The organism is Streptomyces sp. NPDC012769 (genome assembly GCF_042901205.1).
GTDB lineage: Bacteria > Actinomycetota > Actinomycetes > Streptomycetales > Streptomycetaceae > Streptomyces.
Genome location: NZ_JBIBCP010000005.1, coordinates 203,641 through 229,526 on the forward strand (window position 1 = coordinate 203,641; position 25,886 = coordinate 229,526).

20 protein-coding genes are annotated in these 25,886 nt (G+C 69.8%); 12 read left to right on the forward strand and 8 right to left on the reverse strand.

Translation table 11 applies throughout. From position 1 onward, the window contains the following. Window positions 1-25: 25 nt before the first annotated feature. Complete coding sequence (dnaB, locus tag ACFY7C_RS26130) at window positions 26-1,507, reverse strand: replicative DNA helicase (RefSeq protein ID WP_389654840.1); 1,482 nt, start codon at window positions 1,505-1,507, stop codon at window positions 26-28. A gap of 424 nt (window positions 1,508-1,931) precedes the next feature. Here dnaB and ACFY7C_RS26135 point away from each other — a divergent pair, with 424 nt between their 5' ends. Beyond that, window positions 1,932-3,269 (forward strand): MATE family efflux transporter, encoded by a 1,338-nt coding sequence (locus tag ACFY7C_RS26135; RefSeq protein WP_389654842.1) that lies wholly within the window; start codon window positions 1,932-1,934, stop codon window positions 3,267-3,269. Between the two features lie 106 nt (window positions 3,270-3,375). Here ACFY7C_RS26135 and rplI read toward each other — a convergent pair whose 3' ends face one another. From rplI to rpsF, 4 genes are all read right to left on the reverse strand, one after another. Then, complete coding sequence (rplI, locus tag ACFY7C_RS26140) at window positions 3,376-3,822, reverse strand: 50S ribosomal protein L9 (protein ID WP_345486874.1); 447 nt, start codon at window positions 3,820-3,822, stop codon at window positions 3,376-3,378. A gap of 18 nt (window positions 3,823-3,840) precedes the next feature. Beyond that, entirely contained in the window at window positions 3,841-4,077 is a 237-nt protein-coding gene (gene rpsR, locus ACFY7C_RS26145; RefSeq protein ID WP_128983236.1) for a 30S ribosomal protein S18, read from the reverse strand. Between the two features lie 58 nt (window positions 4,078-4,135). Then, on the reverse strand, window positions 4,136-4,714 hold the full coding sequence (locus tag ACFY7C_RS26150; protein WP_389654845.1) for a single-stranded DNA-binding protein: 579 nt from the start codon (window positions 4,712-4,714) through the stop codon (window positions 4,136-4,138). Between the two features lie 73 nt (window positions 4,715-4,787). Next, window positions 4,788-5,078: a 30S ribosomal protein S6 gene (gene rpsF / locus ACFY7C_RS26155; RefSeq protein ID WP_004950685.1), complete on the reverse strand. Its 291-nt coding sequence runs from the start codon at window positions 5,076-5,078 to the stop codon at window positions 4,788-4,790. Window positions 5,079-5,364: 286 nt separating this feature from the next. On the opposite strand from rpsF, the gene ACFY7C_RS26160 reads away from it, so the two are divergent. The 3 genes from ACFY7C_RS26160 (at window position 5,365) to ACFY7C_RS26170 (ending at window position 8,038) form a co-directional block, all read left to right on the forward strand. Next, on the forward strand, window positions 5,365-5,682 hold the full coding sequence (locus ACFY7C_RS26160) for a hypothetical protein (RefSeq protein WP_389654847.1): 318 nt from the start codon (window positions 5,365-5,367) through the stop codon (window positions 5,680-5,682). Window positions 5,683-5,811: 129 nt separating this feature from the next. Next, window positions 5,812-6,930, forward strand: a complete 1,119-nt coding sequence (locus tag ACFY7C_RS26165) for a lipid II:glycine glycyltransferase FemX (RefSeq protein ID WP_389654849.1) — start codon at window positions 5,812-5,814, stop codon at window positions 6,928-6,930. A 76-nt stretch (window positions 6,931-7,006) separates the two neighbouring features. Beyond that, window positions 7,007-8,038, forward strand: a complete 1,032-nt coding sequence (locus tag ACFY7C_RS26170; protein WP_389654851.1) for an alanine racemase — start codon at window positions 7,007-7,009, stop codon at window positions 8,036-8,038. Window positions 8,039-8,155: 117 nt separating this feature from the next. On the opposite strand, the gene ACFY7C_RS26175 is transcribed toward ACFY7C_RS26170, so the two are convergent. Both ACFY7C_RS26175 and ACFY7C_RS26180 read right to left on the reverse strand, forming a co-directional pair. Then, entirely contained in the window at window positions 8,156-9,634 is a 1,479-nt protein-coding gene (locus ACFY7C_RS26175; protein ID WP_389654853.1) for a glycosyltransferase family 87 protein, read from the reverse strand. A 113-nt stretch (window positions 9,635-9,747) separates the two neighbouring features. Continuing rightward, window positions 9,748-12,468 (reverse strand): transglycosylase domain-containing protein, encoded by a 2,721-nt coding sequence (locus ACFY7C_RS26180; RefSeq protein WP_389654855.1) that lies wholly within the window; start codon window positions 12,466-12,468, stop codon window positions 9,748-9,750. A gap of 409 nt (window positions 12,469-12,877) precedes the next feature. Between ACFY7C_RS26180 and ACFY7C_RS26185 the strand changes: the two genes are divergently transcribed. The 3 genes from ACFY7C_RS26185 to ACFY7C_RS26195 all read left to right on the forward strand — a co-directional run bounded on the left by ACFY7C_RS26185 (window position 12,878) and on the right by ACFY7C_RS26195 (window position 16,040). Next, window positions 12,878-13,567, forward strand: coding sequence for a helix-turn-helix transcriptional regulator (locus ACFY7C_RS26185; RefSeq protein WP_389654857.1), 690 nt, complete (start codon window positions 12,878-12,880; stop codon window positions 13,565-13,567). Window positions 13,568-13,616: 49 nt separating this feature from the next. Then, window positions 13,617-14,699: an inositol-3-phosphate synthase gene (locus tag ACFY7C_RS26190; RefSeq protein ID WP_389654859.1), complete on the forward strand. Its 1,083-nt coding sequence runs from the start codon at window positions 13,617-13,619 to the stop codon at window positions 14,697-14,699. Window positions 14,700-14,780: 81 nt separating this feature from the next. After that, window positions 14,781-16,040, forward strand: coding sequence for an MFS transporter (locus ACFY7C_RS26195; RefSeq protein ID WP_389654861.1), 1,260 nt, complete (start codon window positions 14,781-14,783; stop codon window positions 16,038-16,040). An 81-nt stretch (window positions 16,041-16,121) separates the two neighbouring features. Here the strand turns inward: ACFY7C_RS26195 and ACFY7C_RS26200 are convergent, their stop codons facing one another. Then, window positions 16,122-17,591 (reverse strand): CCA tRNA nucleotidyltransferase, encoded by a 1,470-nt coding sequence (locus ACFY7C_RS26200; RefSeq protein ID WP_389654863.1) that lies wholly within the window; start codon window positions 17,589-17,591, stop codon window positions 16,122-16,124. A 172-nt stretch (window positions 17,592-17,763) separates the two neighbouring features. Between ACFY7C_RS26200 and ACFY7C_RS26205 the strand changes: the two genes are divergently transcribed. The 5 genes from ACFY7C_RS26205 (at window position 17,764) to ACFY7C_RS26225 (ending at window position 25,875) form a co-directional block, all read left to right on the forward strand. After that, complete coding sequence (locus ACFY7C_RS26205; RefSeq protein ID WP_389654865.1) at window positions 17,764-20,142, forward strand: DUF6049 family protein; 2,379 nt, start codon at window positions 17,764-17,766, stop codon at window positions 20,140-20,142. A 45-nt stretch (window positions 20,143-20,187) separates the two neighbouring features. After that, window positions 20,188-22,401, forward strand: a complete 2,214-nt coding sequence (murJ, locus tag ACFY7C_RS26210; RefSeq protein ID WP_389654867.1) for a murein biosynthesis integral membrane protein MurJ — start codon at window positions 20,188-20,190, stop codon at window positions 22,399-22,401. Window positions 22,402-22,530: 129 nt separating this feature from the next. Continuing rightward, complete coding sequence (locus tag ACFY7C_RS26215; RefSeq protein WP_389654869.1) at window positions 22,531-24,240, forward strand: serine/threonine protein kinase; 1,710 nt, start codon at window positions 22,531-22,533, stop codon at window positions 24,238-24,240. A 28-nt stretch (window positions 24,241-24,268) separates the two neighbouring features. Then, on the forward strand, window positions 24,269-24,973 hold the full coding sequence (gene sigM, locus ACFY7C_RS26220) for an RNA polymerase sigma factor SigM (RefSeq protein ID WP_389654871.1): 705 nt from the start codon (window positions 24,269-24,271) through the stop codon (window positions 24,971-24,973). Next, window positions 24,970-25,875 (forward strand): hypothetical protein, encoded by a 906-nt coding sequence (locus ACFY7C_RS26225; RefSeq protein ID WP_389654873.1) that lies wholly within the window; start codon window positions 24,970-24,972, stop codon window positions 25,873-25,875. Before sigM ends, ACFY7C_RS26225 begins: the two co-directional genes overlap by 4 nt. Window positions 25,876-25,886: the final 11 nt, after the last annotated feature.

Sequence of the window (25,886 nt, forward strand, 5' to 3'; positions counted from 1 at the left end):
CGACGAGCACCCACACAAGCGTCGGTCAGGTCTGCGCCATGTCGACGAAGCGGGAGTAGTGGCCCTGGAAGGCCACGGTGATGGTCGCCGTCGGACCGTTACGGTGCTTGCCGACGATGATGTCGGCCTCGCCCGCGCGTGGGGACTCCTTCTCGTAGGCGTCCTCGCGGTGCAACAGGATGACCATGTCCGCGTCCTGCTCGATGGAGCCGGACTCACGGAGGTCGGAGACCATCGGCTTCTTGTCGGTGCGCTGCTCGGGTCCACGGTTCAGCTGGGAGAGCGCGATCACCGGGAGCTCCAGCTCCTTGGCGAGGAGCTTGAGGTTTCGCGACATGTCGGAGACCTCCTGCTGGCGGCTCTCGGCGCGCTTGGAACCGCCGGACTGCATCAGCTGGAGGTAGTCGATGATCACGAGCTTGAGGCCGCTGCGCTGCTTGAGGCGGCGGCACTTGGCGCGGATCTCCATCATCGACAGGTTCGGCGAGTCGTCGATGTAGAGCGGGGCCTGCGAGACATCGGGCATCCGGCGGGCGAGCCGGGTCCAGTCCTCGTCGGTCATGGTGCCGGAGCGCATGTGGTGCAGCGCGACCCGGGCCTCGGCCGAGAGCAGACGCATCGCGATCTCGTTGCGCCCCATCTCGAGGGAGAAGATGACGCTGGGCAGGTTGTGCTTGATGGAGGCGGCCCGGGCGAAGTCCAGCGCGAGCGTGGACTTACCCATGGCGGGACGGGCCGCGATGATGATCATCTGGCCGGGGTGGAGACCGTTGGTGAGCGCGTCGAGGTCGGTGAAGCCGGTGGGCACACCGGTCATCTCGCCGCTGCGGGAGCCGATCGCCTCGATCTCGTCGAGGGCGCCCTCCATGATGTCGCCGAGCGGCAGGTAGTCCTCGGTGGTCCGCTGCTCGGTGACCTGGTAGATCTCGGCCTGGGCGCGGTTGACGATCTCGTCGACGTCGCCGTCGGCCGCGTATCCCATCTGTGTGATCTTGGTGCCTGCCTCCACGAGGCGGCGCAGCACGGCCCGCTCGTGGACGATCTCCGCGTAGTACGAGGCGTTGGCGGCGGTGGGCACCGACTGGACGAGCGTATGGAGATAGGAGGCGCCGCCGACCCGGGTGATCTCGCCGCGCTTGGTGAGCTCGGCGCCGACCGTGATGGGGTCGGCCGGCTCGCCCTTCGCGTACAGGTCGAGGACCGCCGCGTAGATCGTCTCGTGGGCCGGCTTGTAGAAGTCGTGGCCCTTGATGATCTCGACGACGTCGGCGATGGCGTCCTTGGAGAGCAGCATGCCGCCGAGGACGGACTGCTCGGCGTCCAGGTCCTGCGGAGGGACGCGCTCGAAGCCGGAGAGCCCGGCGTCCCAGCCGGCCTCGCTGCCGCGCTCGTGCTGGTCCTCCCTGCCACGTCCCCGTCCGCGGGCCTCACCGCGGGTACGGGTGGGCAGCCGGTCGCTGGGGCCGCTGTCGGCCCAGGGATCGTCCATGGGCTCGGCAATGCTCACCAAGCCACCTCCTCCCGTCCGCTCCGCGGACGTCACCGTGCCACTCTTTCTTACGCCACGGCTCGGACAAACGAGAGGCGTTGACTCCGCTTCTGGCGCGTCGGGCGCCGGTCCACGGTAGGCCCGCGGGCACCGTCAGCCAATCTGGTTATCCACAGGGCCTGTGAATGAAGACCCAGAAGCTGTGGAGAACTCCCCGGAACCTGTGCACGGACCGGGGGACAGCCGTGTGGACAAACTCATAGACGCACCCATGAAAGGCCTCCGACCTGCGACTTTTCCGTCCACGGGCTGTGGGGGAGAAAAACTTTTCCCCCGGCGCCAAGATCAGAACAAACGGCGCACAGCCGAAGGCCCTGTCGCGCCGAGAGTAATGGTCACAGGGTCATTGCATCTCTTACCTGTGGAAGATTAGATTGAGCTTGTGCACCAGGCTCCCGCGACCCCCAAGGCCGTTCGACGGCAACACGACCGCGAGATCGTCTCCCTCGCCGTCCCGGCCTTCGGCGCTCTCGTCGCCGAGCCCCTCTTCCTCATGGTCGACAGCGCCATTGTCGGCCACCTCGGCACTCCCCAACTCGCCGGCCTCGCCATCGCCTCGACGCTCCTTTCCACCGCGGTGAGCGTCTTCGTCTTCCTGGCCTACGCCACCACCGCCGCCGTCGCGCGCCGCGTCGGCGCGGGCGACCTCCCGTCCGCCATCCGCCAGGGCATCGACGGCATCTGGCTCGCCCTTCTTCTGGGCTCCGCCGTGGTCGCCCTCACCCTGCCGACCGCGCCCTGGCTCGTCGACGTCTTCGGCGCCTCCGACACTGCCGCGCCCTACGCCATCACCTATCTGCGGATCTCCAGCCTCGGCATCCCCGCCATGCTCGTGGTCCTGGCCGCCACCGGCGTCCTGCGCGGCCTCCAGGACACTCGGACCCCGCTCTATGTCGCCATCGCCGGCTTCGCCGCCAATGCCGCCCTCAACGTCGGTCTGGTCTACGGGGCCGGGCTCGGCATCGCGGGCTCGGCCTGGGGAACGGTCATCGCCCAGATCGGCATGGCCGCCGCCTATCTGTTCGTGGTCGTCAGAGGCGCCCGACGCCACGGCGCCTCCCTGCGCCCCGACATCGCCGGCATCAGGGCCGGCGCCCAGGCCGGCGTTCCGCTCCTGGTCCGTACGCTCTCGCTGCGGGCCGTCCTGATGATCGCCACCGCCGTCGCCGCCCGGCTCGGCGACGCCGATGTGGCCGCCCATCAGATCATCCTGTCCCTGTGGAGCCTCATGGCCTTCGCCCTCGACGCGATCGCCATCGCCGGACAGGCCATCATCGGCCGCTATCTCGGCGCCGACGACGCGGACGGCGCCCGGCAGGTCTGTCGACGCATGATCCAGTGGGGCGTGGTCTCCGGGGCGGTCCTCGGACTGCTGCTCGTCCTCACCCGGCCCCTCTTCACCCCGCTCTTCACCAGCGACACCGCCGTCCAGGACACCCTGCTCCCGGCCCTGCTGGTCGTGGCGCTCTCCCAGCCGGTCTCCGGGGTGGTCTTCGTCCTCGACGGCGTCCTCATGGGCGCGGGCGACGGCCCCTACCTCGCCTGGGCCATGCTGCTCACCCTGGCTGTCTTCGCCCCGGTGGCCCTGCTGGTCCCCGCGCTCGGAGGCGGCCTGACCGCGCTGTGGGGAGCGATGACGCTGATGATGACCGTTCGCCTGGCGACCCTCTGGTTCCGCACCCGCTCCGGCCGCTGGATCGTCACCGGCGCCACCCGCTGACCGGTGCAGCGCCCGTCGGCATGTTTCACGTGAAACGGCGGAAGGGCCGCGCCCCGAGGGGTGCGGCCCTTCCTTACTGCTGAGCGCAGACTGCACAAGGGCAGCGTTACGCGGCGACGACCTCGACGCCGAGCTTCGCGGCAACCTCGGGGTGCAGACGCACGGACACCTGGTGCGAGCCCAGGGTCTTGATCGGCGAACCGAGCTCGACGCGACGCTTGTCGACGTCGGGGCCACCCGCGGACTTGATCGCCGCGGCGATGTCGGCCGGGGTCACGGAGCCGAAGAGACGGCCGGCGTCGCCGGAGCGAACGGCCAGACGGACCTTCGTGCCCTCGAGCTGGGCCTTGATCTCGTTGGCCTGCTCGATGGTCGCGATCTCGTGGATCTTGCGGGCGCGGCGGATCTGCGCCACGTCCTTCTCGCCACCCTTGGTCCAGCGGATCGCGAAACCGCGCGGGACCAGGTAGTTGCGAGCGTAGCCGTCCTTGACGTCGACGACGTCGCCAGCGGCACCGAGGCCGGAGACCTCGTGGGTGAGGATGATCTTCATTTTTCGGTCACCCTTCCCTTATCGCGCGGTGGACGTGTAGGGCAGCAGCGCCATCTCACGGCTGTTCTTGACGGCCGTGGCGACGTCACGCTGGTGCTGCGTGCAGTTGCCGGTCACGCGGCGGGCACGGATCTTGCCGCGGTCGGAAATGAACTTCCGCAGCATGTTCGTGTCCTTGTAGTCGACGTACGCGACCTTGTCCTTGCAGAACGCGCAGACCTTCTTCTTAGGCTTGCGCACAGGCGGCTTCGCCATGGTGTTTCTCCTGTGTGATCAAGAAGTTTGGGTACGAGCTGCTTCCGGGGCGCGAGCCCTAGAAGGGAGGCTCGTCCGAGTAGCCGCCGCCGGAGTTGCCACCCCAGCCGCCACCGCCGCCGGCCTGCTGGCCGCCGGACGGGGCGCCGGAGGCCCAGGGGTCTTCGGAGGGAGCTCCGCCGCCCTGCTGGCCGCCACCGGTGTTGCCACCCCAGCCGCCACCGCCGCCACCCTGCTGCTGACCGCCGCCGTAGCCGCCCTGGCCACCGCGACCGGTGGTGCGGGTGACCTTGGCCGTGGCGTTCCGCAGGCTGGGGCCGACTTCCTCGACATCCAGCTCGAAGACCGTGCGCTTGACGCCCTCACGGTCGTCGTAGGACCGCTGCTTCAGACGGCCCTGCACGACGACGCGCATGCCCTTCTGGAGCGACTCGGCGACGTTCTCCGCCGCCTGACGCCAGACCGAGCAGGTCAGGAACAGGCTCTCGCCGTCCTTCCACTCGTTGGTCTGACGGTCGAAGGTGCGGGGAGTGGACGCGACACGGAACTTCGCGACCGCCGCACCGGACGGGGTGAAGCGCAGCTCGGGGTCTTCGACAAGATTGCCGACGACCGTGATGACGGTCTCGCCTGCCATGGGTGAACCTCTCGGCGGGATTGCTTCTGGCTGCTTACTGCTACTCGGAACCGAGTACCTGTGAGCGGAAGGCTCAGTGGGTCTCGGGGCGGAGGACCTTGGTCCGGAGGACCGACTCGTTCAGGTTCATCTGGCGGTCGAGCTCCTTGACGACCGCAGGCTCGGCCTGCAGGTCGATGACCGAGTAGATGCCCTCGGGCTTCTTCTTGATCTCGTAGGCGAGACGACGACGGCCCCAGGTGTCGACCTTCTCGACCTTTCCGTTGCCCTCACGGACGACGGAGAGGAAGTTCTCGATCAGCGGGGAGACAGCGCGCTCCTCGAGATCGGGGTCGAGGATGACCATCACCTCGTAGTGACGCATGTGGAACCCACCTCCTTTGGACTCAGCGGCCACGGTCGTTCCGTGGCAGGAGGGTCGTGATGCGTGAGCAACGGTATCGGCCGCCACTGACAGTCCCCCTCGACCAGCGAGGGGGTGCCGTCGGGATCCAGGACGGACCTGGGCAGACACCGGTGCAGACCGTACAGAGTACCTGCACATCGGCCTCCGGTTGAAATCCGGTGGTGAGGGGCCGCAATCTGTACACAACGGATGTCGGCGGCGTCACAGGGCGCCGCCGTTCGGACGGCACGCCAGGAGGTGCCCCATGGCACAGGCAATGCGACCCGACCCCGGACACTCCCTCTTCGCCACGGACGGCAAGCCCCACCCGCTCCAGGACACCCTGGTCGCCGTGACCCTCGTCCTCGGCGTCCTGTCCTTCGTCACGGCGCAGTTCCACCATCTGCACGTGCTGAGCTCGTGGACCGGCCTGATCGGCATCCTCGCCGGGGGCTACGGCCAGTTCATCTCCGCGACGACCCGGGAACGGTTCCTGCTGATCATCGGGCTGGGCGCCGCCGGAGTGGGCTTCTACCTCGGCATGGCCCACGGAGGGCTCTTCAGCGGCATCGTGATCAACTAGATCCGTCCCGCCACGTGGCCCGGACGGGTCACCACGGCCATCCGGAGCGCTCCCCGGTCGCAGTAGGCTTCGGCGCGAGAGCCGGAGCCCCTGAACCGATGGGGACACACCTGCCGAGGAGCGCCCCGCATGAGCCTGACCCTGAGGACCATCAGCCGAGAGCAGCATCTGGCATTCATCCAGAGCCGGCCCGCGGCGAGTCACTGCCAGGTTCCGGCGTGGGCCGATGTGAAGACCGAGTGGCGCTCGGAGAGCCTCGGCTGGTTCGACAAGGCCGGGGAGCTCGTCGGCGCCGGCCTGGTGCTCTACCGCCAGCTGCCGAAGATCAAGCGCTACCTGGCCTATCTGCCCGAGGGCCCGGTCATCAACTGGTACGCCCCGAACCTCGAGGACTGGCTGCAGCCGATGCTCGCGCATCTGAAGCAGCAGGGCGCCTTCTCCGTGAAGATGGGCCCGCCGGTCGTCATCCGGCGCTGGGACGCCGCCGCCATCAAGTCCGGCATCCAGGACCCGGACGTCAAGCGTCTGCGGGACGTCGAGGCCACCCACATCGAGGCGCGCGCCTTCGAGGTCGCCGACCGGCTCCGCAAGATGGGCTGGCAGCAGGGCGAGGACGGCGGCGCCGGCTTCGGTGACGTCCAGCCCCGCTACGTCTTCCAGGTCCCGCTGGCCGGCCGCTCGCTCGACGACGTCCTCAAGGGCTTCAACCAGCTGTGGCGCCGCAACATCAAGAAGGCCGAGAAGGCCGGCGTCGAGGTCGTCCAGGGCGGCTACGAGGACCTCGCCGAGTGGCAGCGCCTCTACGAGATCACGGCCGTCCGCGACCACTTCCGCCCGCGCCCGCTCTCGTACTTCCAGCGCATGTGGACCGTCCTCAACAACGAGGACCCCAACCGCATGCGCCTCTACTTCGCCCGCCACAACGGCGTGAACCTCTCCGCCGCCACCATGCTCGTCGTCGGCGGGCACGTCTGGTACTCCTACGGCGCCTCCGACAACATCGGCCGCGAGGTCCGGCCCTCGAACGCGATGCAGTGGCGGATGCTGCGCGACGCCTACGCGATGGGCGCGACGGTCTACGACCTGCGGGGCATCTCGGACTCGCTGGACGAGACCGACCACCTCTTCGGTCTGATCCAGTTCAAGGTCGGCACGGGCGGCGAGGCCGTGGAGTACGTCGGCGAGTGGGACTTCCCGCTCAACAAGCTCCTGCACAAGGCCCTGGACATCTACATGTCGCGTCGCTGACGACGCGACCGAGGCTTGCGTAGTCTCGTACACACCTTTGATACACCGCAGCCATCAGAAAGGTTCCGGGCCGGCCATGGCGCTCTCCCTCTACGTCGACACCGCTCGCTGGCGGGCGCACCAGAAGACCGTCATCGACCAGTTCCCCGGCCTCGTCCCGGTCTGCAAGGGCAACGGCTACGGCTTCGGCCACGAACGGCTCTCCGACGAGGCCGCCCGCTTCGGCGCCGACATGCTCGCGGTGGGCACCACGTACGAGGCCGCCAGGATCAAGGACTGGTTCGGCGGCGACCTGCTCGTCCTCACCCCGTTCCGGCGGGGCGAGGAGCCGGTGCCGCTGCCCGACCGGGTGATCCGCTCGGTCTCCTCCGTGGACGGCGTGCACGCGCTGGTGGGCGCCCGCGTCGTCATCGAGTGCATGAGCTCGATGAAGCGCCACGGCATCAAGGAGGAGGAGCTCCCGCAGCTGCACGCCGCCATCGAGGACGTACGGCTGGAGGGCTTCGCCCTGCACCTGCCGCTCGACCGCACGGACGGCACGGACGCGGTCGAGGAGGTCATCGGCTGGATGGACCGGCTGCGGGCCGCCCGGCTGCCGCTGCACACCATGTTCGTCAGCCATCTGCGCGCCGAGGAGCAGGCGAGGCTCCAGCAGCAGTTCCCGCAGACCCGCTTCCGCGCCCGGATCGGCACCCGGCTGTGGCTGGGCGACCACGAGGCCACCGAGTACCGCGGCGCGGTCCTCGACGTCACCCGGGTCGCCAAGGGCGACCGCTTCGGCTACCGCCAGCAGAAGGCCGCCTCCGACGGCTGGCTCGTGGTGGTCGCCGGCGGCACCTCGCACGGGGTGGGCCTGGAGGCCCCCAAGGCGATGCACGGCGTGATGCCGCGCGCCAAGGGAGTGGCCCGCGCCGGTCTGGCGACCGTCAACCGGAACCTTTCGCCGTTCGTCTGGGCCGGCAAACAGCGCTGGTTCGCCGAGCCGCCGCACATGCAGGTCTCGATCCTGTTCGTGCCGGCCGACGCCCAGGAGCCGAGGGTCGGCGACGAGCTGGTCGCCCACCTGCGCCACACCACGACCCAGTACGACCGGCTCGTCGAGCGCTGAGGCACCGGGCGCCCGACGCCACGCTCCTGACGTCGGACGCGTCCGCCGACAGCGCCCCCGAACGACGAGCGGCCCCCGGAGATTCCCGGGGGCCGCTCGTCGTTCTCCCTCACCGCGTCACTCGCGGGGCACGCCCCAGTCCACCCGCGGCCCCTCCACGGCCACCGCCGCGTGCCGCGCCGGATGCGCCGCCCTGCCGAGCACGAAGACGTCCTCCGCGCCGTCCAGGACGCCGCCCGAGGGGTCGTCCGAGCCGTCCCGCCGCACCGCGTCCCGGTCGGGCACCAGGATGTCGCGCACGACCAGGGCGCACAGATAAAGCGTCCCCAGCACATGCAGGACGATCACGAACTGGTAGCCGTCGGTCGGCAGGCCCTGCTTGTTGCCGCTGGTCGTGTAGGCGAGGTAGAGCCAGATGCCCAGGAAGTACATGACCTCGCACGCCTGCCAGACCAGGAAGTCCCGCCAGCGCGGCCGGGCGAGCGCGGCGAGCGGGATGAGCCACAGGACGTACTGCGGCGAGTAGACCTTGTTGGTGAGGACGAACGCCGCCACGATCAGGAAGGCCAGCTGGACCAGGCGGGGCCTGCGGGGCGCGTTGAACGCCAGATAGGCGAGTCCGGCGACGGCGAGCATCATCAGGAACAGCGCGTAGTAGTTCGCCGTCTCCGGGCGGATGGACTCGCCGGTGATCTGGCTGATGAGCAGCCAGACCGAGCCGAAGTCGACGTTGCGCTCCGAACTGAAGACGTAGAACTGCTTCCAGCCCTCGGGCGCGAGGAGCATCACCGGCAGGTTCACCACCAGCCACGCCCCGGCCGCGCCGAGCACCGCCGTACCGCACTCGCGCCACTTCCCGGCCCTCCAGCACAGCAGGAACAGGGGTACGAGCAGCAGTACGGGGTAGAACTTGGCGGCCGTCGCGAGCCCGATCAGGACGCCGAAGCCGAGCGGGCGGCCCCGTGACCACATCAGCAGCGCCGCGGCCGTTATGGCGACGGCCAGCAGGTCCCAGTTGATGGTGGCGGTCAGCGCGAAGGCGGGCGCGAGGGCCACCAGCAGGCCGTCCCAGGGGCGCCGGCGATGCGTCCGCGCCACGCACACGGCGAGGACGGCCGCGCACACCATGAGCAGGCCCGAGTTGACCATCCAGAACGCCTGCTCGCGCCCCGTCAGATCCGTGCCGCCGGGAGTCAGCCAGGCGGCGACCTGCATGAACAGCCCGGTCAGCACCGGGTACTCCAGGAACGGTATGTCGCCACCGATCCGGTCGAAGTACGGGACCAGACCGTCGGCGAAGCCCCGGCCGGAGAAGAGGTGCGGGATGTCGGAGTAGCAGGCGTGGGTGTACTGCGAGGTGGTCCCGCGGAACCAGGCCCAGTTGTAGCAGGGCAGTTTCTGCACCATGCCGAGCGCGAACATCCCGATGGCCACCAGGACGATGACGCGCACCGGGGTGAGCTGCCCGGCGCCGAGCAGCGCCCGGCGTCCGATCGGCCCGCCGATCAGCTCGCTGCCCGAGGCGGCCACGTCGTCCGTGCGCGTGGGGCAGACCACCGGGTCCTGCGGAGGGCTCGTCTTCTGGAGGCTCGGCATGGGGGACATCCTGCCGTACGGCCCCGGGAAAACGGTGAGGGCCGCCGCGCCCGGCGCCGTACACGAGGTACGGACCGGGCGCGACGGCCCTCGAAGGCCACGGGGCAGGCCGGTCAGCCGCCCAGGGTGCCCCAGGTGCCGCCGTTCGGCCTTCCGCCGCCGCCACTGTCGGCGCTGGGGCTGTCCGAGGGATCCGGTGGCGGTGTCGTGGTGGGTCCTCCGTTGGACCCGCCGTTGTCGTTGCCGGTGGTGGCGCCGCCGTCCGTGTTGCACGGCCAGTCCCAGACGCTGCAGCTCTTGTCCGGGTCCGGCGACTTGGTCGGCTTCGTCGTGGGCGGCGTCGTCGACGGCGTCATGGACGGCGTCTGCGACGGCGTGTCCGAGGGGGTCGGGGTGGGGCTGACCATGCCACCGCCGTAGACGCCCTCGGCGTCCAGCTCCTCGGGCTCCGGGAAGCTCTTCGGGTCGGTGCCCTTGAGCGCCTCGGTCATGTAGTCGTGCCAGATCTGCGACGGGAACGACGAACCGTGGATCTTCGGCTGGGCACCGGTGCCGAACATGGACTCGAACTTGCGCTTCGTGTTGGTGGCGTCGTCGTCGAAGCGGTACATGTCGATCGCGGTGGACAGCTGCGGGGTGTAGCCCACGAACCAGGCCGAGTTGTTGCCGTCGGTGGTACCCGTCTTGCCGGCCGCCTCACGGTCGTCGAGCGCGGCCTTCTTGCCGGTGCCGCCCTTGACGACGTCCTTCAGGACGTCGGTGATGTTGCTGGCGACCGCCGTGGAGAAGACCCGCTTGGGCTTGGCCTCGTGCTTGTACTTCTCCTGGCCCTGCTTCAGGACCCGCTCCACCGAGTAGACGTCGTTGCGCTCACCGTTGTTGGCGAAGGTCGCGTAGGCGCCGGCCATGCGGATCGCGCTCGGGCTGGAGATGCCGAGGGAGAAGGAGGGCACGTTGGCCTTGACGAGCGAGCCCTCGCGCAGACCGGCGTCGACGGCCGCCTGGCGCACCTGGTCGATGCCGACGTCCATGCCGAGCTGTACGTACGGCGAGTTCGCGGACTTCATCATGGCCGTGCGGAGGTTGATGTTCTTGTAGCTCGCGTCGTCGTCGTTGACCTGGAGCCATTCCTTGCCGGTCTCGTCGCGCCAGATCGTGCCGTCGTAGTTCTTGATCTTCAGCTTGTTCTGGGCGTTGTAGTAGCTCTTGTCCGGGTCGACGAGCGTCCGCGACGAGGCGCTCTGCACCGGCCCCAGCCTCGGGTTGCGCACGCCGTCGCGCATCGCCGCGGCCAGCACGAAGGGCTTGAACGTCGAACCGACCTGGGCACCGGTCTCGTCCGCGTTGTTGGTGAAGTGCTTGGTGGCGTCGGTGCCGCCGTAGATCGCCACGATCGCGCCCGTCTCCGGGTTCACCGAGGCACCGCCGAACTGGACGTGGGTGTCGGTCTTGGGGCGCTTCTCCGGGTCGATGTGCTCGTCGTAGATCTTCTTGATCGAGGTCTCGAGCGCCTTCACCTTCTTCTTGTCGAAGGTGGTGTAGATCTCGTAGCCGCCGCGGGCCAGGTCCTGCTCGCTGATGCCCAGCTCGTCGTTGTTGAGGATGCTCGACTGCGCGGTCCGCACCAGGTAGCCGATCTGGCCGCCGAGCTGCGGGCCCTGGGTGCGCGCCTTCACCTTGGGGAAGGTGGTGTACTTCGCCCGCTCCGAGGACGACAGGTGACCGTCCTTGACCATCTCGTCGAGGATCCACGACCAGCGCTTGTGCACGCGCTCGGTGTTCGCCTGCGGAGTGGCATCGGGGTCGATGTCCGTGTTGCCGGCGGGGTCGTAGTACGTCGCGCCCTTGAGCAGCGAGGCGAGGAAGGCGGACTCGCTGGGATCGAGCTCTTGGGCGTTCTTGTTGAAGTACGTGCGGGCCGCGGCCTGGATGCCGTAGGCGCCGCGACCGTAGTACGCGGTGTTGAGGTAGCCCGCCATGATGTCGGGCTTGTCCATCTCGTTGCCGACGCGCATGGAGATGAAGAGTTCCTTCACCTTGCGGGTCAGCGTCTGAGACTGGTCGTCCAGGCGGTTGTTCTTCACGTACTGCTGGGTGATGGTCGAGCCACCCTGGGTCTCGCCGCCCTTGGCCATGTTCCACACGGCGCGGCCGATACCCATGGGGTCGATGCCGGAGTCGTCCCAGAAGGTCTTGTTCTCGGCCGAGATCACCGCGTTCTGCATGGACTTCGGGATCTGCGCGTAACCGACGATCTGGCGGTTGACCTCACCGCCGGTCGCGGCCATCACGGTCTTGTCGGACCAGTAGAAGACGTTGTTCTGCTGCTTGGCGCTGAGGGCCTCGTTCGGAATGCCGACCATGGCGTACGCGATCGTCGCCGCGCCCATGAGGCCACCGCAGAACGCCAGGAAGAGGCCCGTCGTCAGCTTCCACGAGGGCACCCAGCGACGCCAGCCGTATTTGCCGTGCCGCGGGTAGTCGATGATCTTCTTCTTGCCCGGCGGGCGACCGCCGCCCCGACCCCGCCCGGGGCCGCCGTGACCGCCGCCCCCGCCGCGCCGTCCACCGCCCGGCCCGCCCGGGCCGCCGGCCTCGGGGGCGCGCCTGCGCCCGCCCCGCTGGGCAGCACGCCGCGCCTCGGCGCGCCCTCCATAGGGGCGCTGCTCCTCCCCATAGGAAGAGGGCGGTCCGTACGAGGCCGACGGGGACCCCGTGGGGACCTCGTGGCCCGGGGCCGACCTGCGGCCCATCGGCTGCTGGGCGGCGCGCCGTGCCGCAGCACGACCGCCACTCGGCGGCTGCTGCGGCATTTTGCGACGATGCTCGCTCATCGAACGACTACTCCTCGGGCAGGCGCGTACGCCTGGAAGCGGCAGTTGAGTTCCGGTCCCCCCGAAATGCACACGGTCGGACCTCGGACAAAGCCCCACCGTGCCGCAGCCGGTCACCCGCTTCACTGACGCTCTGCGGCATCGCGTGGTTCCCGGTGGTCTGCATGCCGCACAGACTACGCACGGCCAAAACCCGCCTAGGGCCGAACTTCACCCCAAATCCGGCAAGTCGATTGCTGTGAATTGACGATGTGACGCCGGTCACCCGAGTCCCACTTGTCGCAACCGAGGGCCCGTTCTATCGTCAGGATGTATCGAGTCGATACATCAGTACGGCACATCGGCTCGTCATATCGAGTTTTTCGCGTGTGGTCCGAGAGACCAGTCCCGAGAGCGGAGGAGGAGGCGGATGAGCAGGCGCTCAGGAATCCTCGAGTTCGCCGTACTCGGCCTGCTCCGCGAGGCCCCGATGCACGGGTACGAGCTGCGCAAGCGGCTCAACACCTCGCTGGGGATCTTCCGGGCCTTCAGCTACGGGACCCTCTACCCCTGCCTCAAGACGCTGGTCGCCAACGGCTGGTTGATCGAGGAGCCGGGCAGCGCCCCCGAGGAGGCCGTGGCGGCTTCACTCGCGGGACGCCGAGCCAAGATCGTCTACCGATTGACGGCCGAAGGTAAGGAGCACTTCGAGGAGCTCCTCTCCCACACCGGTCCGGACGCCTGGGAGGACGAGCACTTCGCCGCCCGCTTCGCCTTCTTCGGCCAGACCGAGCGCGAGGTGCGGATGCGGGTGCTGGAGGGCCGTCGCAGCCGACTGGAGGAGCGCCTGGAGAAGATGCGCGCCTCTCTGGTCCGTACGCGCGAGCGCCTCGACGACTACACGCTTGAGCTGCAGCGCCACGGAATGGAGTCCGTGGAGCGCGAAGTGCGCTGGCTGAACGAGCTCATCGAGAGCGAGCGGGCGGGGCGGGATCAGCGATCCGGCCCCGACGCCCCCGAGGGCACCGCTCAGCAGAACAGAGAATCTGGAGAAACGGGCGGCCTGCCCCGGCACGGGGGCAGTACCCGGCCGGATCCGTCCGACGACACCGCCAAGTGAAACCCTGCTCCTCGCAGGGCTTCCACGATCACACAGGGAGCAACCGGAAATGGGTTCGGTTCGCGTAGCCATCGTCGGCGTGGGCAACTGCGCCGCCTCGCTGGTGCAAGGCGTCGAGTACTACAAGGACGCCGACCCGGCGACCAAGGTGCCCGGCCTGATGCACGTGCAGTTCGGCGACTACCACGTCGGTGACGTCGAGTTCGTGGCCGCGTTCGACGTGGACGCGAAGAAGGTGGGCCTCGACCTCGCGGACGCCATCGGCGCCAGCGAGAACAACACCATCAAGATCTGCGACGTCCCGAACACGGGCGTCACGGTCCAGCGCGGCCACACCTTCGACGGTCTGGGCAAGTACTACCGCCAGACCATCGAGGAGTCCGCCGAGGCCCCGGTCGACGTCGTCCAGATCCTCAAGGACAAGCAGGTCGACGTTCTCGTCTGCTACCTGCCCGTGGGTTCCGAGGACGCGGCGAAGTTCTACGCGCAGTGCGCCATCGACGCCAAGGTCGCCTTCGTCAACGCCCTCCCGGTCTTCATCGCCGGCACCAAGGAGTGGGCGGACAAGTTCACCGAGGCCGGTGTCCCGATCGTCGGCGACGACATCAAGTCCCAGGTGGGTGCCACCATCACGCACCGCGTCATGGCCAAGCTCTTCGAGGACCGCGGTGTCCGCCTGGAGCGCACCATGCAGCTGAACGTCGGCGGCAACATGGACTTCAAGAACATGCTCGAGCGCGAGCGCCTGGAGTCCAAGAAGATCTCCAAGACGCAGGCCGTCACCTCCCAGATCCCCGACCGGGACCTCGGCGAGAAGAACGTCCACATCGGCCCCTCGGACTACGTGGCCTGGCTGGACGACCGCAAGTGGGCGTACGTCCGCCTCGAGGGCCGCGCCTTCGGTGACGTCCCGCTGAACCTGGAGTACAAGCTCGAGGTGTGGGACTCCCCGAACTCCGCGGGTGTCATCATCGACGCCCTGCGCGCCGCGAAGATCGCCAAGGACCGCGGCATCGGCGGCCCCATCCTCTCCGCCAGCTCGTACTTCATGAAGTCCCCGCCGGTGCAGTACTTCGACGACGAGGCCTTCGAGAACGTGGAGAAGTTCATCAAGGGCGAGGTCGAGCGCTGACCTGAAGGTCGAGCGGATCGATGAGAAGGGTCCCCGGGCGGCACTGCCCGGGGACCCTCGTCATATGTGAGTCTTGCTGCCATGCCCGTCGTGCGTGATCTGCGCGTCCTCCTGCGCCTGCGCAACTTCCGCCGTCTGCTCGCCGTGCGCCTGCTCTCCCAGTGCGCCGACGGCGTCTACCAGGTCGCCCTCGCCACGTACGTCGTCTTCTCCCCCGAGAAGGAGACCAGCGCGGCAGCCATCGCCGCCGCCATGGCGGTCCTGCTGCTCCCGTACTCCTTCGTGGGCCCGTTCGCCGGTGTCCTGCTCGACCGCTGGCGGCGGCGTCAGGTCTTCTTCTACGGCAACCTGCTGCGCGCCCTCCTGGCAGCCGGCACCGCGGTGCTCATCCTGGCCGCCGTACCCGACTGGCTCTTCTACGCCTCCGCCCTCTCGGTCACGGCCGTCAACCGCTTCGTCCTGGCCGGCCTTTCCGCCGCGCTGCCCCGCGTGGTCGACGACGAGCGGCTGGTCGTCGCCAACTCCCTCTCGCCGACCGCCGGCACCCTCGCCGCGACGGCCGGCGGCGGGCTCGCCTTCGGAGCACGCCTCGCCGTCGGCGACTCCGACGCCGTCGTCGTCCTCCTGGGCGCCGTCCTCTATCTCTGCTCCGGTCTGGCCTCGCTCCGCATGTCCCGTGAGCTCCTCGGGCCGGACCGGGAAGTGATCCAGCCCGGCATCCTCACCGCGCTGTCCTCCACCGCGCGAGGACTGGCCGGCGGGCTGCGGCACCTGTCCGAGCGGCGCCCGGCCGCTCGCGCTCTGGCCGCGGTGTCGGCCATGCGCTTCTGCTACGGCGCCCTGTTCGTCACGGTGCTGATGCTCAGCCGGTACGCCTGGAGCACCACGGAATCGGAGGGGCTTGCCGTCCTCGGGATGGCCGTCGCCGCATCCGGAGCCGGTTTCTTCGCCTCGGCGGTGATCTCCCCGTGGACGATCGGCAGGCTCGGGCCCTTCGGCTGGATGACCGTGTGCGCGGGTGTCGCCGCCGTGCTGGCCCCCGCCCTGGGCCTGACCTTCGCCCGCACCCCCTTCCTCGTGGCCGCCTTCGTGCTCGGCATGACCACCCAGGGCGCGAAGATCGCCGCGGACACCGTCGTCCAGACCTCGGTGGACGACTCCTACCGCGGGCGGGTCTTCTCTCTCTACGACGTGCTGTTCAACGTCGCCTTCGTCGGTGCGGCCGGGGTCGCCGCCCTGATGCTCCCGCCGGACGGCCGTTCTCCGGCCATCGTGGCACTGGTGGGAGGGCTCTATGCCGTCGTCGCCCTCGGCCTGGTCAGCGCCAACAGAAAGGGGTGATGTTTCACGTGAAACATCACCCCTGCCCGGTGTTCCACGGTCGATGTTTCACGTGAAACATCGACCGTGAAGCAGCCCGCGTCAGTCGCTCTGGGTCGCCCACCACTCCTGGAGCGCTGCCACCGCAGCATCGTGCCCCATCGGCCCGTTCTCCAGCCGCAGCTCCAGCAGGAACTTGTACGCACGGCCCACGTCCGGCCCGGGACGGATCCCCAGGATCTCCTGGATCTGGTTGCCGTCCAGGTCGGGACGGATCGCGTCCAGCTCCTCCTGCTCCTGGAGCTGCGCGATGCGCTCCTCCAGGCTGTCGTACGTCCGCGAGAGGGCCGCGGCCTTGCGCTTGTTGCGCGTGGTGCAGTCGGAGCGGGTGAGCTTGTGGAGCCGGGTGAGCAGCGGTCCCGCGTCCCGCACATAGCGACGGACGGCCGAGTCGGTCCACTCGCCCGCGCCGTAACCGTGGAAGCGGAGGTGAAGCTCCACGAGGCGAGAGACGTCCTTGATCATCTCGTTGGAGTACTTGAGCGCGGTCATGCGCTTCTTGGTCATCTTCGCGCCGACCACCTCGTGGTGGTGGAAGGACACCCGCCCGTCCTTCTCGAAGCGGCGGGTGCGCGGCTTGCCGATGTCGTGGAGCAGGGCCGCGAGACGCAGCACCAGGTCCGGGCCGCCCTCCTCCAGGGCGATGGCCTGGTCGAGCACGGTGAGCGAGTGCTCGTAGACGTCCTTGTGCCGGTGGTGCTCGTCGCTCTCCAGCCGCAGGGCCGGAAGCTCGGGGAGCACATGGTCGGCGAGGCCCGTGTCGACGAGGAGGCCGAGGCCCTTGCGAGGGTTCGCCGAGAGGACCAGCTTGTTGAACTCCTCACGGATGCGCTCGGCGGAGACGATCTCCAGCCGTCCGGACATCTCCCGCATGGCGGTGACGACCTCGGGGGCCACCTCGAAGTCCAGCTGCGCGGCGAAGCGCGCGGCGCGCATCATCCGCAGCGGGTCGTCCGAGAAGGACTCCTCGGGGGTGCCGGGGGTGCGCAGCACTCGCTCGGCGAGGTCCTCGAGACCACCGTGCGGGTCGATGAACTCCTTCTCCGGAAGCGCCACGGCCATGGCGTTGACGGTGAAGTCGCGCCGGACCAGGTCCTCCTCGATGGAGTCGCCGTAGGACACCTCGGGCTTGCGGGAGGTGCGGTCGTACGCCTCGGAGCGGTAGGTGGTGACCTCGACCTGGAAGTGCTGAACCGCGTCTCCGACGCGCGCTTCCTTCTGGCAGCCGACGGTGCCGAAGGCGATCCCGACCTCCCAGACCGCGTCGGCCCAGGGACGCACGATCTTCAGCACGTCCTCGGGGCGGGCGTCGGTCGTGAAGTCCAGGTCGTTGCCGAGACGGCCGAGGAGGGCGTCCCGCACCGAGCCGCCGACCAGCGCGAGGCTGAACCCGGCCTCCTTGAAACGGCGGGCGAGATCGTCGGCGACGGGGGACACGCGCAGCAGTTCGCTGACCGCGCGGCGTTGCACCTGGCTCAGTGCAGTCGGGGTGTCTTCGTTGGCGTTCGGCACAACAGAAAAGGGTACGTGCCCCGGCTCACCGCGACGTCCTCGTTTTCCGCGGCATCGGCTGGAGCAGTCCCCGGCACTTGGCCGCCGCGTGCCTCGTTACCATGCGTGGACACAGCAACCGGGAACCACCGACACCACTGACATCACAGACAACGACGAGGACGGGCGACGCGTGGCCGAGGCGGCAGCTATCCAGGGGACCGTGCCCTCACCTGCCCGCCGCTGGCTGCGGCGCACGGCCTCCCTCGCCGTCGCGGCCCCGCTGCTGGCCGGACTCCTCCAGGGCGTGCCTGCCTCCACGGCGGCGGCCGCCGAGCCCTCCGACGGCGCCGGGCCCGTCGATGTGTCGGTCGACACCATGGCGCCGAGCGCCCCTGTCGAGAGCGACACCCTCACCATCACGGGCACGGTCACCAACGAGAGCAAGCAGGCCGTGACCGACGCCACGGTCGACCTCCGGGTCGGCCCCCGGATGACCAGCCGCAGTGAGATCGACGACGTGTCCGGTCGCGGTGGCTATCGGGACGGCCGGGACCCGGCTCCGCTCGGCGGTTCCTACACCGTCAAGATTCCCTCGCTGGGCGCCGGACTCAGCCGGGACTTCACGCTCTCCGTACCGGTGTCCAAGCTGGAGCTGGACGACGCCGGCGTCTACCAGCTGGGCGTCTCCCTCACGGGCCGGACCGGAAGCCGGTCCTACGACCGGGTGCTCGGCATCGAGCGGACCTTCCTGCCGTACCAGCCCGAGGCCGCCGAGAAGAAGACCCAGCTCACCTACCTCTGGCCGCTGATCTCCACCGCCCACGTCTCCGCCGAGACCGGCGCGAACGTGCAGCAGACCCCGGTCTTCGAGAACGACGAGCTCGCCGCCGAGCTCGCCCCGGGCGGCCGGCTCCACGAGATGGTCGCGCTCGGCAAGGACCTGCCGGTCACCTGGGTGATCGATCCCGACCTGCTGGCCAGTGTCAACGCCATGACCGAGCCCTACACGGTCAAGAGCGGCACGACCGAGGTCCCCGGCAGGAACCAGGTCGTCGCCGAGCAGTGGCTGAACGCCCTGGAGAAGGCCGTGCAGGGCCGCAAGGTCGTCGCGCTGCCCTTCGCCGACCCCGACCTGGCCTCCCTCGCCCACCACGGCAAGGAGGTGCCCGGCTCCCTCAGCCACCTCCAGCAGGCGACCGCGCTGGCCTCGACCACCGTCGAGACGATCCTCCATGTGAAGCCGTCCACCGACTTCTCCTGGCCCGTCGACGGCGCCGTCGACCCGTCGATCATGGCCGTCGCCACCTCCGCGGGCGCGCGCAACGTGATCGCCCGCAGCGACAGCTTCCGCGACGACCTGTCGTACACACCGACCTCGGCCCGCCCCATCGGCGGCGGCACGACGGCGGTCGTCACCGACGCCACCCTGTCGAAGACCTTCCAGGGCGACATGATCAGGGCCGAGGACTCCACCCTGGCAGTGCAGGAGTTCCTCGCCCAGTCCCTGGCGATCACCCTGGAGCTGCCCGAGGACCAGCGCAGTGTCGTGGTCGCCCCGCAGCGCATGCCGACCACCTCGCAGGCCCAGAGCATGGCGGCGGCGTTGCACGGCCTGTCCGCCCAGCGCTGGACCGAACCGCTGGACCTGATGGCCGCCGTCACCACCGTCAAGGCGGACCCGGACGCGTCGAAGCGAGTGCCGAGCAGCCGCGCGTACCCGAAGAAGCTGCGCGCACAGGAGCTGGGCACCGACGCCTTCGACCAGATGAAGACGACCCGCGACGAGCTGGACGACTTCAAGGTGATCCTGACCGCTCCGGACCGTGTGGTGCCGCCCTTCACCAACGCGATCAGCCGCGAGATGTCGGCCTCGTGGCGCGGTCAGGCCCCCTCGGCCGCCCTCTACCGCAACGAGGTCCTCACCTATCTGCGGAGCCTCACGGCGGAAGTGCAGCTGATCGACAAGTCGGACCTCCTGCTCTCCGGCCGCAGCGCGACCATTCCCGTGACCGTGCAGAACAAGCTGCTCCAGGGTGTGGACGGCCTGGTGCTGCGGCTGGTCTCCGGCAACAAGAACCGTCTGAAGCTGAACGGCGGCGAGGCCGTCTCCGAACTGCCGGTGAAGATCGACGGCGGGCACAGCCAGTCGGTGAAGTTCACCGCCACGGCCAACGCAAACGGACAGGTGCCGATGACGGCCCAGCTCTACACGGCGGACGGCACGCCCTACGGCAAGCCGATGACCTTCACCGTGAAGGTCTCGGAGATCACCCCCACGGTGATGCTCGTGATCGCCGGCGGTGTGCTGTTGCTCGTCCTCGCCGGCATCCGGATGTACAGCCAGCGCAAGCGCGCCGCCGCCCGGAACACGGAAGCGGAAGCCGAAGCGGAAGCCGAGGAGGAGACGGAGACCGAGGCGGAGACCGGGCCGGAGACAGAGGCGGAACCCGAGGCGGTGGATGAAGCGTCCTCCGACGGGGCCGAACCCGAGCAGCCGAGTGACCCGACACCGGACACCGGGCCCGAAAGCGGCGACCCGTCGGGCCCGGGTGAGAAAGTGGACCGTTGAGCGATGTCGTGGCCGGTCGGCCGGGGACGATGAGGTGGGGTAACCATGAACGCGCCGTACGACGGTGACCGCGGCGAAGGCGCGGGCGGCACCGCGCCGTCCGGTGGAACGCCCGCGGCCCCGGCAACCGGCCACACGCCGGTGCCGCCGCCTCAGCAGGGCGCCCCGGACCCGTACGCACCGGACCAGCCGAACCCGTACGCCCAGGACCCCTACGTCCAGGACGCCTACAGCCACGACCCCTACCAGGCACGCGACCTGTCCGCCCAGGACCCGGTCGGCGAGGCGCTCTACGACCGCGCCGCGCACCCGCCGCCCCCACCCGGCACCTACGCCGACCCGCAGCCGCTCTACCAGCAGCCCGCCGTGCCCCAGCACGCGCCGGACCCCCGCGTCTGGGCCCAGACTCCCGCCCCCGAGCCCGACGGGCCCTCCCGCCACCTGCCGTACGGCGACGACGCCCGCACGGTCCAGTTCACCGGCGTCGACGACCTGGTGACCCGGGCGGGGGAGGAGGAGCCGGAGCCCGACGCCTTCGCCCACCTGTACCGGGACCAGCAGGGCTCCGGACAGGTACCTCCGCCGTCACCGGAGCCGAATCCCATGCCCGCGCCCGCCCCGAAGAAGGCCGGCCGTGCCTCCGGGCTGCTCAAGTCGAGCGCCGTGATGGCGGCCGGCACCCTCGTCTCCCGCCTCACCGGCTTCGTCCGCAGCCTGGTGATCACCGGCGCCCTCGGCGCCGCACTGCTCGGTGACACCTTCACCGTCGCCTACACCCTGCCGACGATGATCTACATCCTCACCGTCGGCGGCGGCCTCAACTCGGTCTTCGTGCCGCAGCTGGTCCGCTCGATGAAGAACGACGAGGACGGCGGCGAGGCCTACGCCAACCGCCTGCTCACCCTCGTCATGGTCGCGCTCGGCGCCATCGTCGCCATCGCCGTGTTCGCGGCCCCGCTGCTGATCCGGCTGATGTCGAACACCATCGCCGACGACGCGGCGGCCAACAGCGTCGCCGTCACCTTCGCCCGCTACTGCCTGCCCACGATCTTCTTCATGGGTGTGCACGTGGTGATGGGTCAGATCCTCAACGCCCGCGGCAGGTTCGGCGCGATGATGTGGACCCCGGTCCTCAACAACATCGTCATGATCGCCACGTTCGGTCTGTTCATCTGGGTCTACGGCACCTCCGCCGAGTCCCACATGGGCGTCCAGACCATCCCCGACGAGGGCATCCGCCTGCTCGGCATCGGCACCCTGCTCGGTCTGGTCGTCCAGGCCCTGGCGATGATCCCGTACCTGCGCGAGGCCGGCTTCCGCTTCCGCCCCCGTTTCGACTGGAAGGGCCACGGTCTCGGCAGGACGGTCAAGTTGGCGAAGTGGACCGTGCTCTTCGTCCTCGCCAACCAGGCCGGCGTCCTGGTCGTCACCCAGCTGGCCACCGCGGCCGGCGAGGAGTCCGGCAAGAACGGCGCCGGCTTCCTCGCGTACTCCAACGCCCAGTTGATCTGGGGCATGCCGCAGGCCATCATCACCGTCTCGGTCATGGCCGCCCTGCTGCCGCGCATCTCCCGTGCCGCTCACGACGACGACCCGGGCGCCGTCCGCGACGACATCTCGCAGGGCCTGCGCAACTCGGCCGTGGCCATCGTCCCGGTCTCGTTCGCCTTCCTGGCGCTCGGCGTCCCGATGTGCACCCTGCTCTACGCCTCCAGCGGCGTCGAGGCCGCCCGGGGCATGGGCTTCATCCTCATGGCCTTCGGCCTCGGCCTGATCCCCTACTCCGTCCAGTACGTCGTCCTGCGCGGCTTCTACGCCTACGAGGACACCCGGACGCCCTTCTACAACACCGTCATCGTCGCCGCCGTCAACGCCGCCGCCTCGGCCGCCTGTTACGTGCTGCTGCCCGCCCAGTGGGCCGTCGTCGGCATGGCCGCCTCCTACGGTCTCGCCTACGCGGTCGGTGTCGGCGTCGCCTGGCGCCGGCTGCGCAACCGGCTCGGCGGCGACCTGGACGGCGCCCACGTGATGCGCACCTACGCCCGGCTGTGCCTGGCCTCGCTGCCCGCCGCGATCGTCGCCGGAGCCGCCGGCTTCGGCCTCCTGAAGGTGCTCGGCGAGGACGCCCTCGGCTCGCTCGTCGCCCTGTTCGCCGGTTCCGTGGTGCTGCTCGGCGTCTTCTTCGTCGCGGCCAAGCGCATGCGGATCGCGGAGCTCAACTCCATGGTCGGTATGGTCCGCGGGCGGCTCGGACGCTAGCCGCGGGACGGGCGGGCGGGGTTCGCACAACCATCGCCCGACGACGCGTGTCGTGCAGAGCGCCGGACTGTGGGCACAATTGGCATGGCTGTTGGATGTGGCGCAACGGATGGGGAGGCAGGAACGACGGTGGCGGAACGTAGCACGGCTGCCGTCGACGTGGCCGACAACAGCGGCGAAGACCCGCTGACCGCCAAGGCGGACAAGGCCGCGACCGACGGGGTGGCGAAAGCGCAGAAGAAGGCGGGCACGTCCGCCGAGGCCACGGAGAACAAGGCGGTCGAACGACAGAGCGGCGAACAGCCGTCCCTCACGGCACCGGAGCTGCACAGCGGCCACAAGCTGGCGAGGCGCTACCGGCTGGAGGAGTGCGTCACCCGACTGGACGGATTCAGCAGCTGGCGTGCCGTCGACGAGAAACTGCGCCGGGCCGTGGGCGTGCACATCCTGCCCGCCGACCACAGCCGGGCCCGCTCCGTGCTCGCCGCCGCGCGCTCCGCGGCGCTCCTCGGCGACCCCCGGTTCGTGCAGGTCCTCGACGCGGTCGAGGAGAACGACCTCGTCTACGTGGTCCACGAGTGGCTGCCCGACTCCACCGAGCTGACCGCGCTCCTCGCGGCCGGACCGATGGAACCGCACGACGCCTACCAGCTCGTCAGCCAGGTCTCCCAGGCGATGGCCGCCGCCCACCGCGAGGGCCTCTCCCACCTCCGGCTCACCCCGAGCGCCGTACTGCGCAGCTCCACCGGCCAGTACCGCATCCGCGGCCTCGCCGTGAACGCCGCCCTGCGCGGCATCAGCGTCGAGCGACCGCAGCGCACGGACACCGAGGCGATCGGCGCCCTGCTGTACGCGGCACTCACCCAGCGCTGGCCGTACGAGAACGACGCGTACGGCCTCTCCGGCCTCCCCAAGGGTGTCGGGCTGCTCCCCCCGGACCAGGTACGGGCGGGCGTCCACCGCGGTCTGTCCGAGATCGCCATGCGTGCCCTGGCGAACGACGGGGCCACCGCCTCGCGCCAGGAGCCGCCCTGCACCACACCGGACGAGCTGGCCAAGGCCGTCGCGGCGATGCCCCGCATCCGCCCGCCGGAGCCGGAGTTCCCCCTCCCCGCCCCGCCCGAGTACCAGCGCACCACCTACCAGCAGGGCACCTACGGCCGTCCCCAGGCGCATCCGGCGGTGACGCAGCCCGTGGCGGTCCCGCCGCCGCCGCTGCAGAGCCGTACCGGCAAGGCGCTGAAGTGGGCCGTGTCGGCCCTCCTGATCGCCGCCCTGGGCCTGGGCAGCTGGCAGATCGCGGACCGGCTCCTGGACCAGAGCACGGGAGCCGAGCCGCAGCAGACCAACCCGGAGCCGAAGAACGACGACCAGAACGAGCCGGCGGCCATCGGGAAGCCGGTCGCGATCGTCGACGCGCACGACTTCGACCCGCTCGGCGACGGCGCGGAGAACCCGGATCAGATAAAGAACGCCTACGACGGCGACCCGAGCACCACATGGAAGACCATGCGGTACGACGGGTACTCGAAGTTCGGCAACCTCAAGTCCGGCGTGGGCATCGTGCTCGACCTCGGCACGGTCCAGCAGGTCGCCAAGGTGGAGGTCACCTTCCAGGGCCCGACCTCGGTCCAGCTGCGCACGGCGCCCGAGAACGCCTCCTCGCATCCCGACCAGCCCGACGGCTACGCCACCCAGGCCGGCGGGAACGGCACACAGGTGGCCCTCCAGCCCACCAAACCGGTGAAGACGCGCTACGTTCTCGTCTGGCTGACCGACCTGCCGAACGGCGGTGGCGGTTACCGGGGCGAGATCTCGGACATCAAGATCACCAGCTGACGCCACACCCGGGGGGAGGGGCTCACCGTTGGACGACGCCATACGCGACGAGCGCAGCGACCAGGAACTGCTGGCCTGCCATGTGGCCGGCGATCCGCATGCCTTCGGTGAGCTCGTGCGCCGCCACCGGGACCGGCTGTGGGCGGTGGCCCTGCGGACGCTCGGAGACCGCGAGGAGGCCGCTGACGCCGTCCAGGACGCCCTCGTGTCGGCCTTCCGGGCCGCCCACACCTTCCGCGGCCAGTCGGCCGTCACGACCTGGCTGCACCGGATCACGGTGAACGCCTGCCTCGACCGGGCCCGCAAGACCGCCTCGCGCCGGACCTCGCCGGTCGACGACACCGCCCGGTTCGAGCAGCTCCTCGAACCGCACGAGTCCGCCGAGGCACCGGCCGAACGCCAGGACCTCCACCGCCAGCTCCTGGCCGCCCTCGCCACGCTTCCCACCGAGCAGCGCTCGGCCCTCGTCCTCGTCGACATGCAGGGATACCCGGTGGCCGAGGCCGCTCGTATCCTCGATGTCCCCACCGGGACCGTGAAGAGTCGCTGTGCGCGCGGACGGGCCAAGCTGCTGCCGATGCTCACTCATCTGCGCGGCGACACGGTGGGTAACGAAGGGCTCGACCGGGGAAGGAACCGGACGCCGGGGGCATCCGTCCCACCGGTACCGGGACCGACGGATACCGGACCGGGCAATCCAGCGGCTGTGAAGGGCGGAGGTGGGCGCGCGTGACTTCCACGGCCGACACGACTCAGCACCCGGACGTCTCGGAGATCTCCGACCTCACCGAAGGGCTGCTCCCGCCCGCCCGCAGCGCGGCCGTGCGCCGGCACCTCGACGGCTGCCTCCTCTGCGCGGACGTACGGACCTCGCTCGAGGAGATCCGGGGCCTCCTTGGCACCCTCCCCGGGCCGCCCCGGATGCCCGCCGAGATCGCCGGTCGCATCGATGCCGCCCTCGCCGCCGAAGCCCTCCTGAACGCCACGGCGCCGGCACCGGCCGCCGAGCCCCACGTTTCACGTGAAACATCCCGCAGCCGCACTCCCGCACCCACGCCGACCGCCGCCCGGCCCGCAGGGCGTCCTGCGGCCGCCACCGGCCCCGGCCGCTCCCGGAGGTCGCGCCGCCGGGTCGCCGCCGTCGGCGCGGCCTTCGGCGCCGCCGCCCTCGGGCTGGGTCTGTTCTTCGTCCAGTCGGGTGCCCTGAACCTCGGCGGCGCCGACTCGGCCGCCGACCGGAAGTCCGATGTCGCCGCCGCGGACGCGGCGCAGTTCGACGGTGCGCCGGTCGAGTCCACGGTGCAGGACCTCCTGCGGCAGAACGGCACCTTCAAGGCGCCCGAGGACCGCAGTGCGCCGCCCGCGTCGCTCTCCGCCGAGGGCGGGGGAGCCGGCGACAAGCGGACCCTGCCCGCGACCCTGCCCGAGTGCGTCAAGGCCGGGACCGGGCGCACCGACGCCGTCATCGCCTTCCAGCAGGGCGACTACCAGGGGACGGCCGCCTATCTCGTCGTCCTGCCGGACACCACGGACAGCTCCCGGGTCCAGGCGTACGTGCTCGACGCCTCCTGTGCCTCGGGCGCCGGGAACGGCACGGCCGAGGTGCTGACGCAGGAATCCGTTCCCCGCTCCTGACGTCTCGCCCC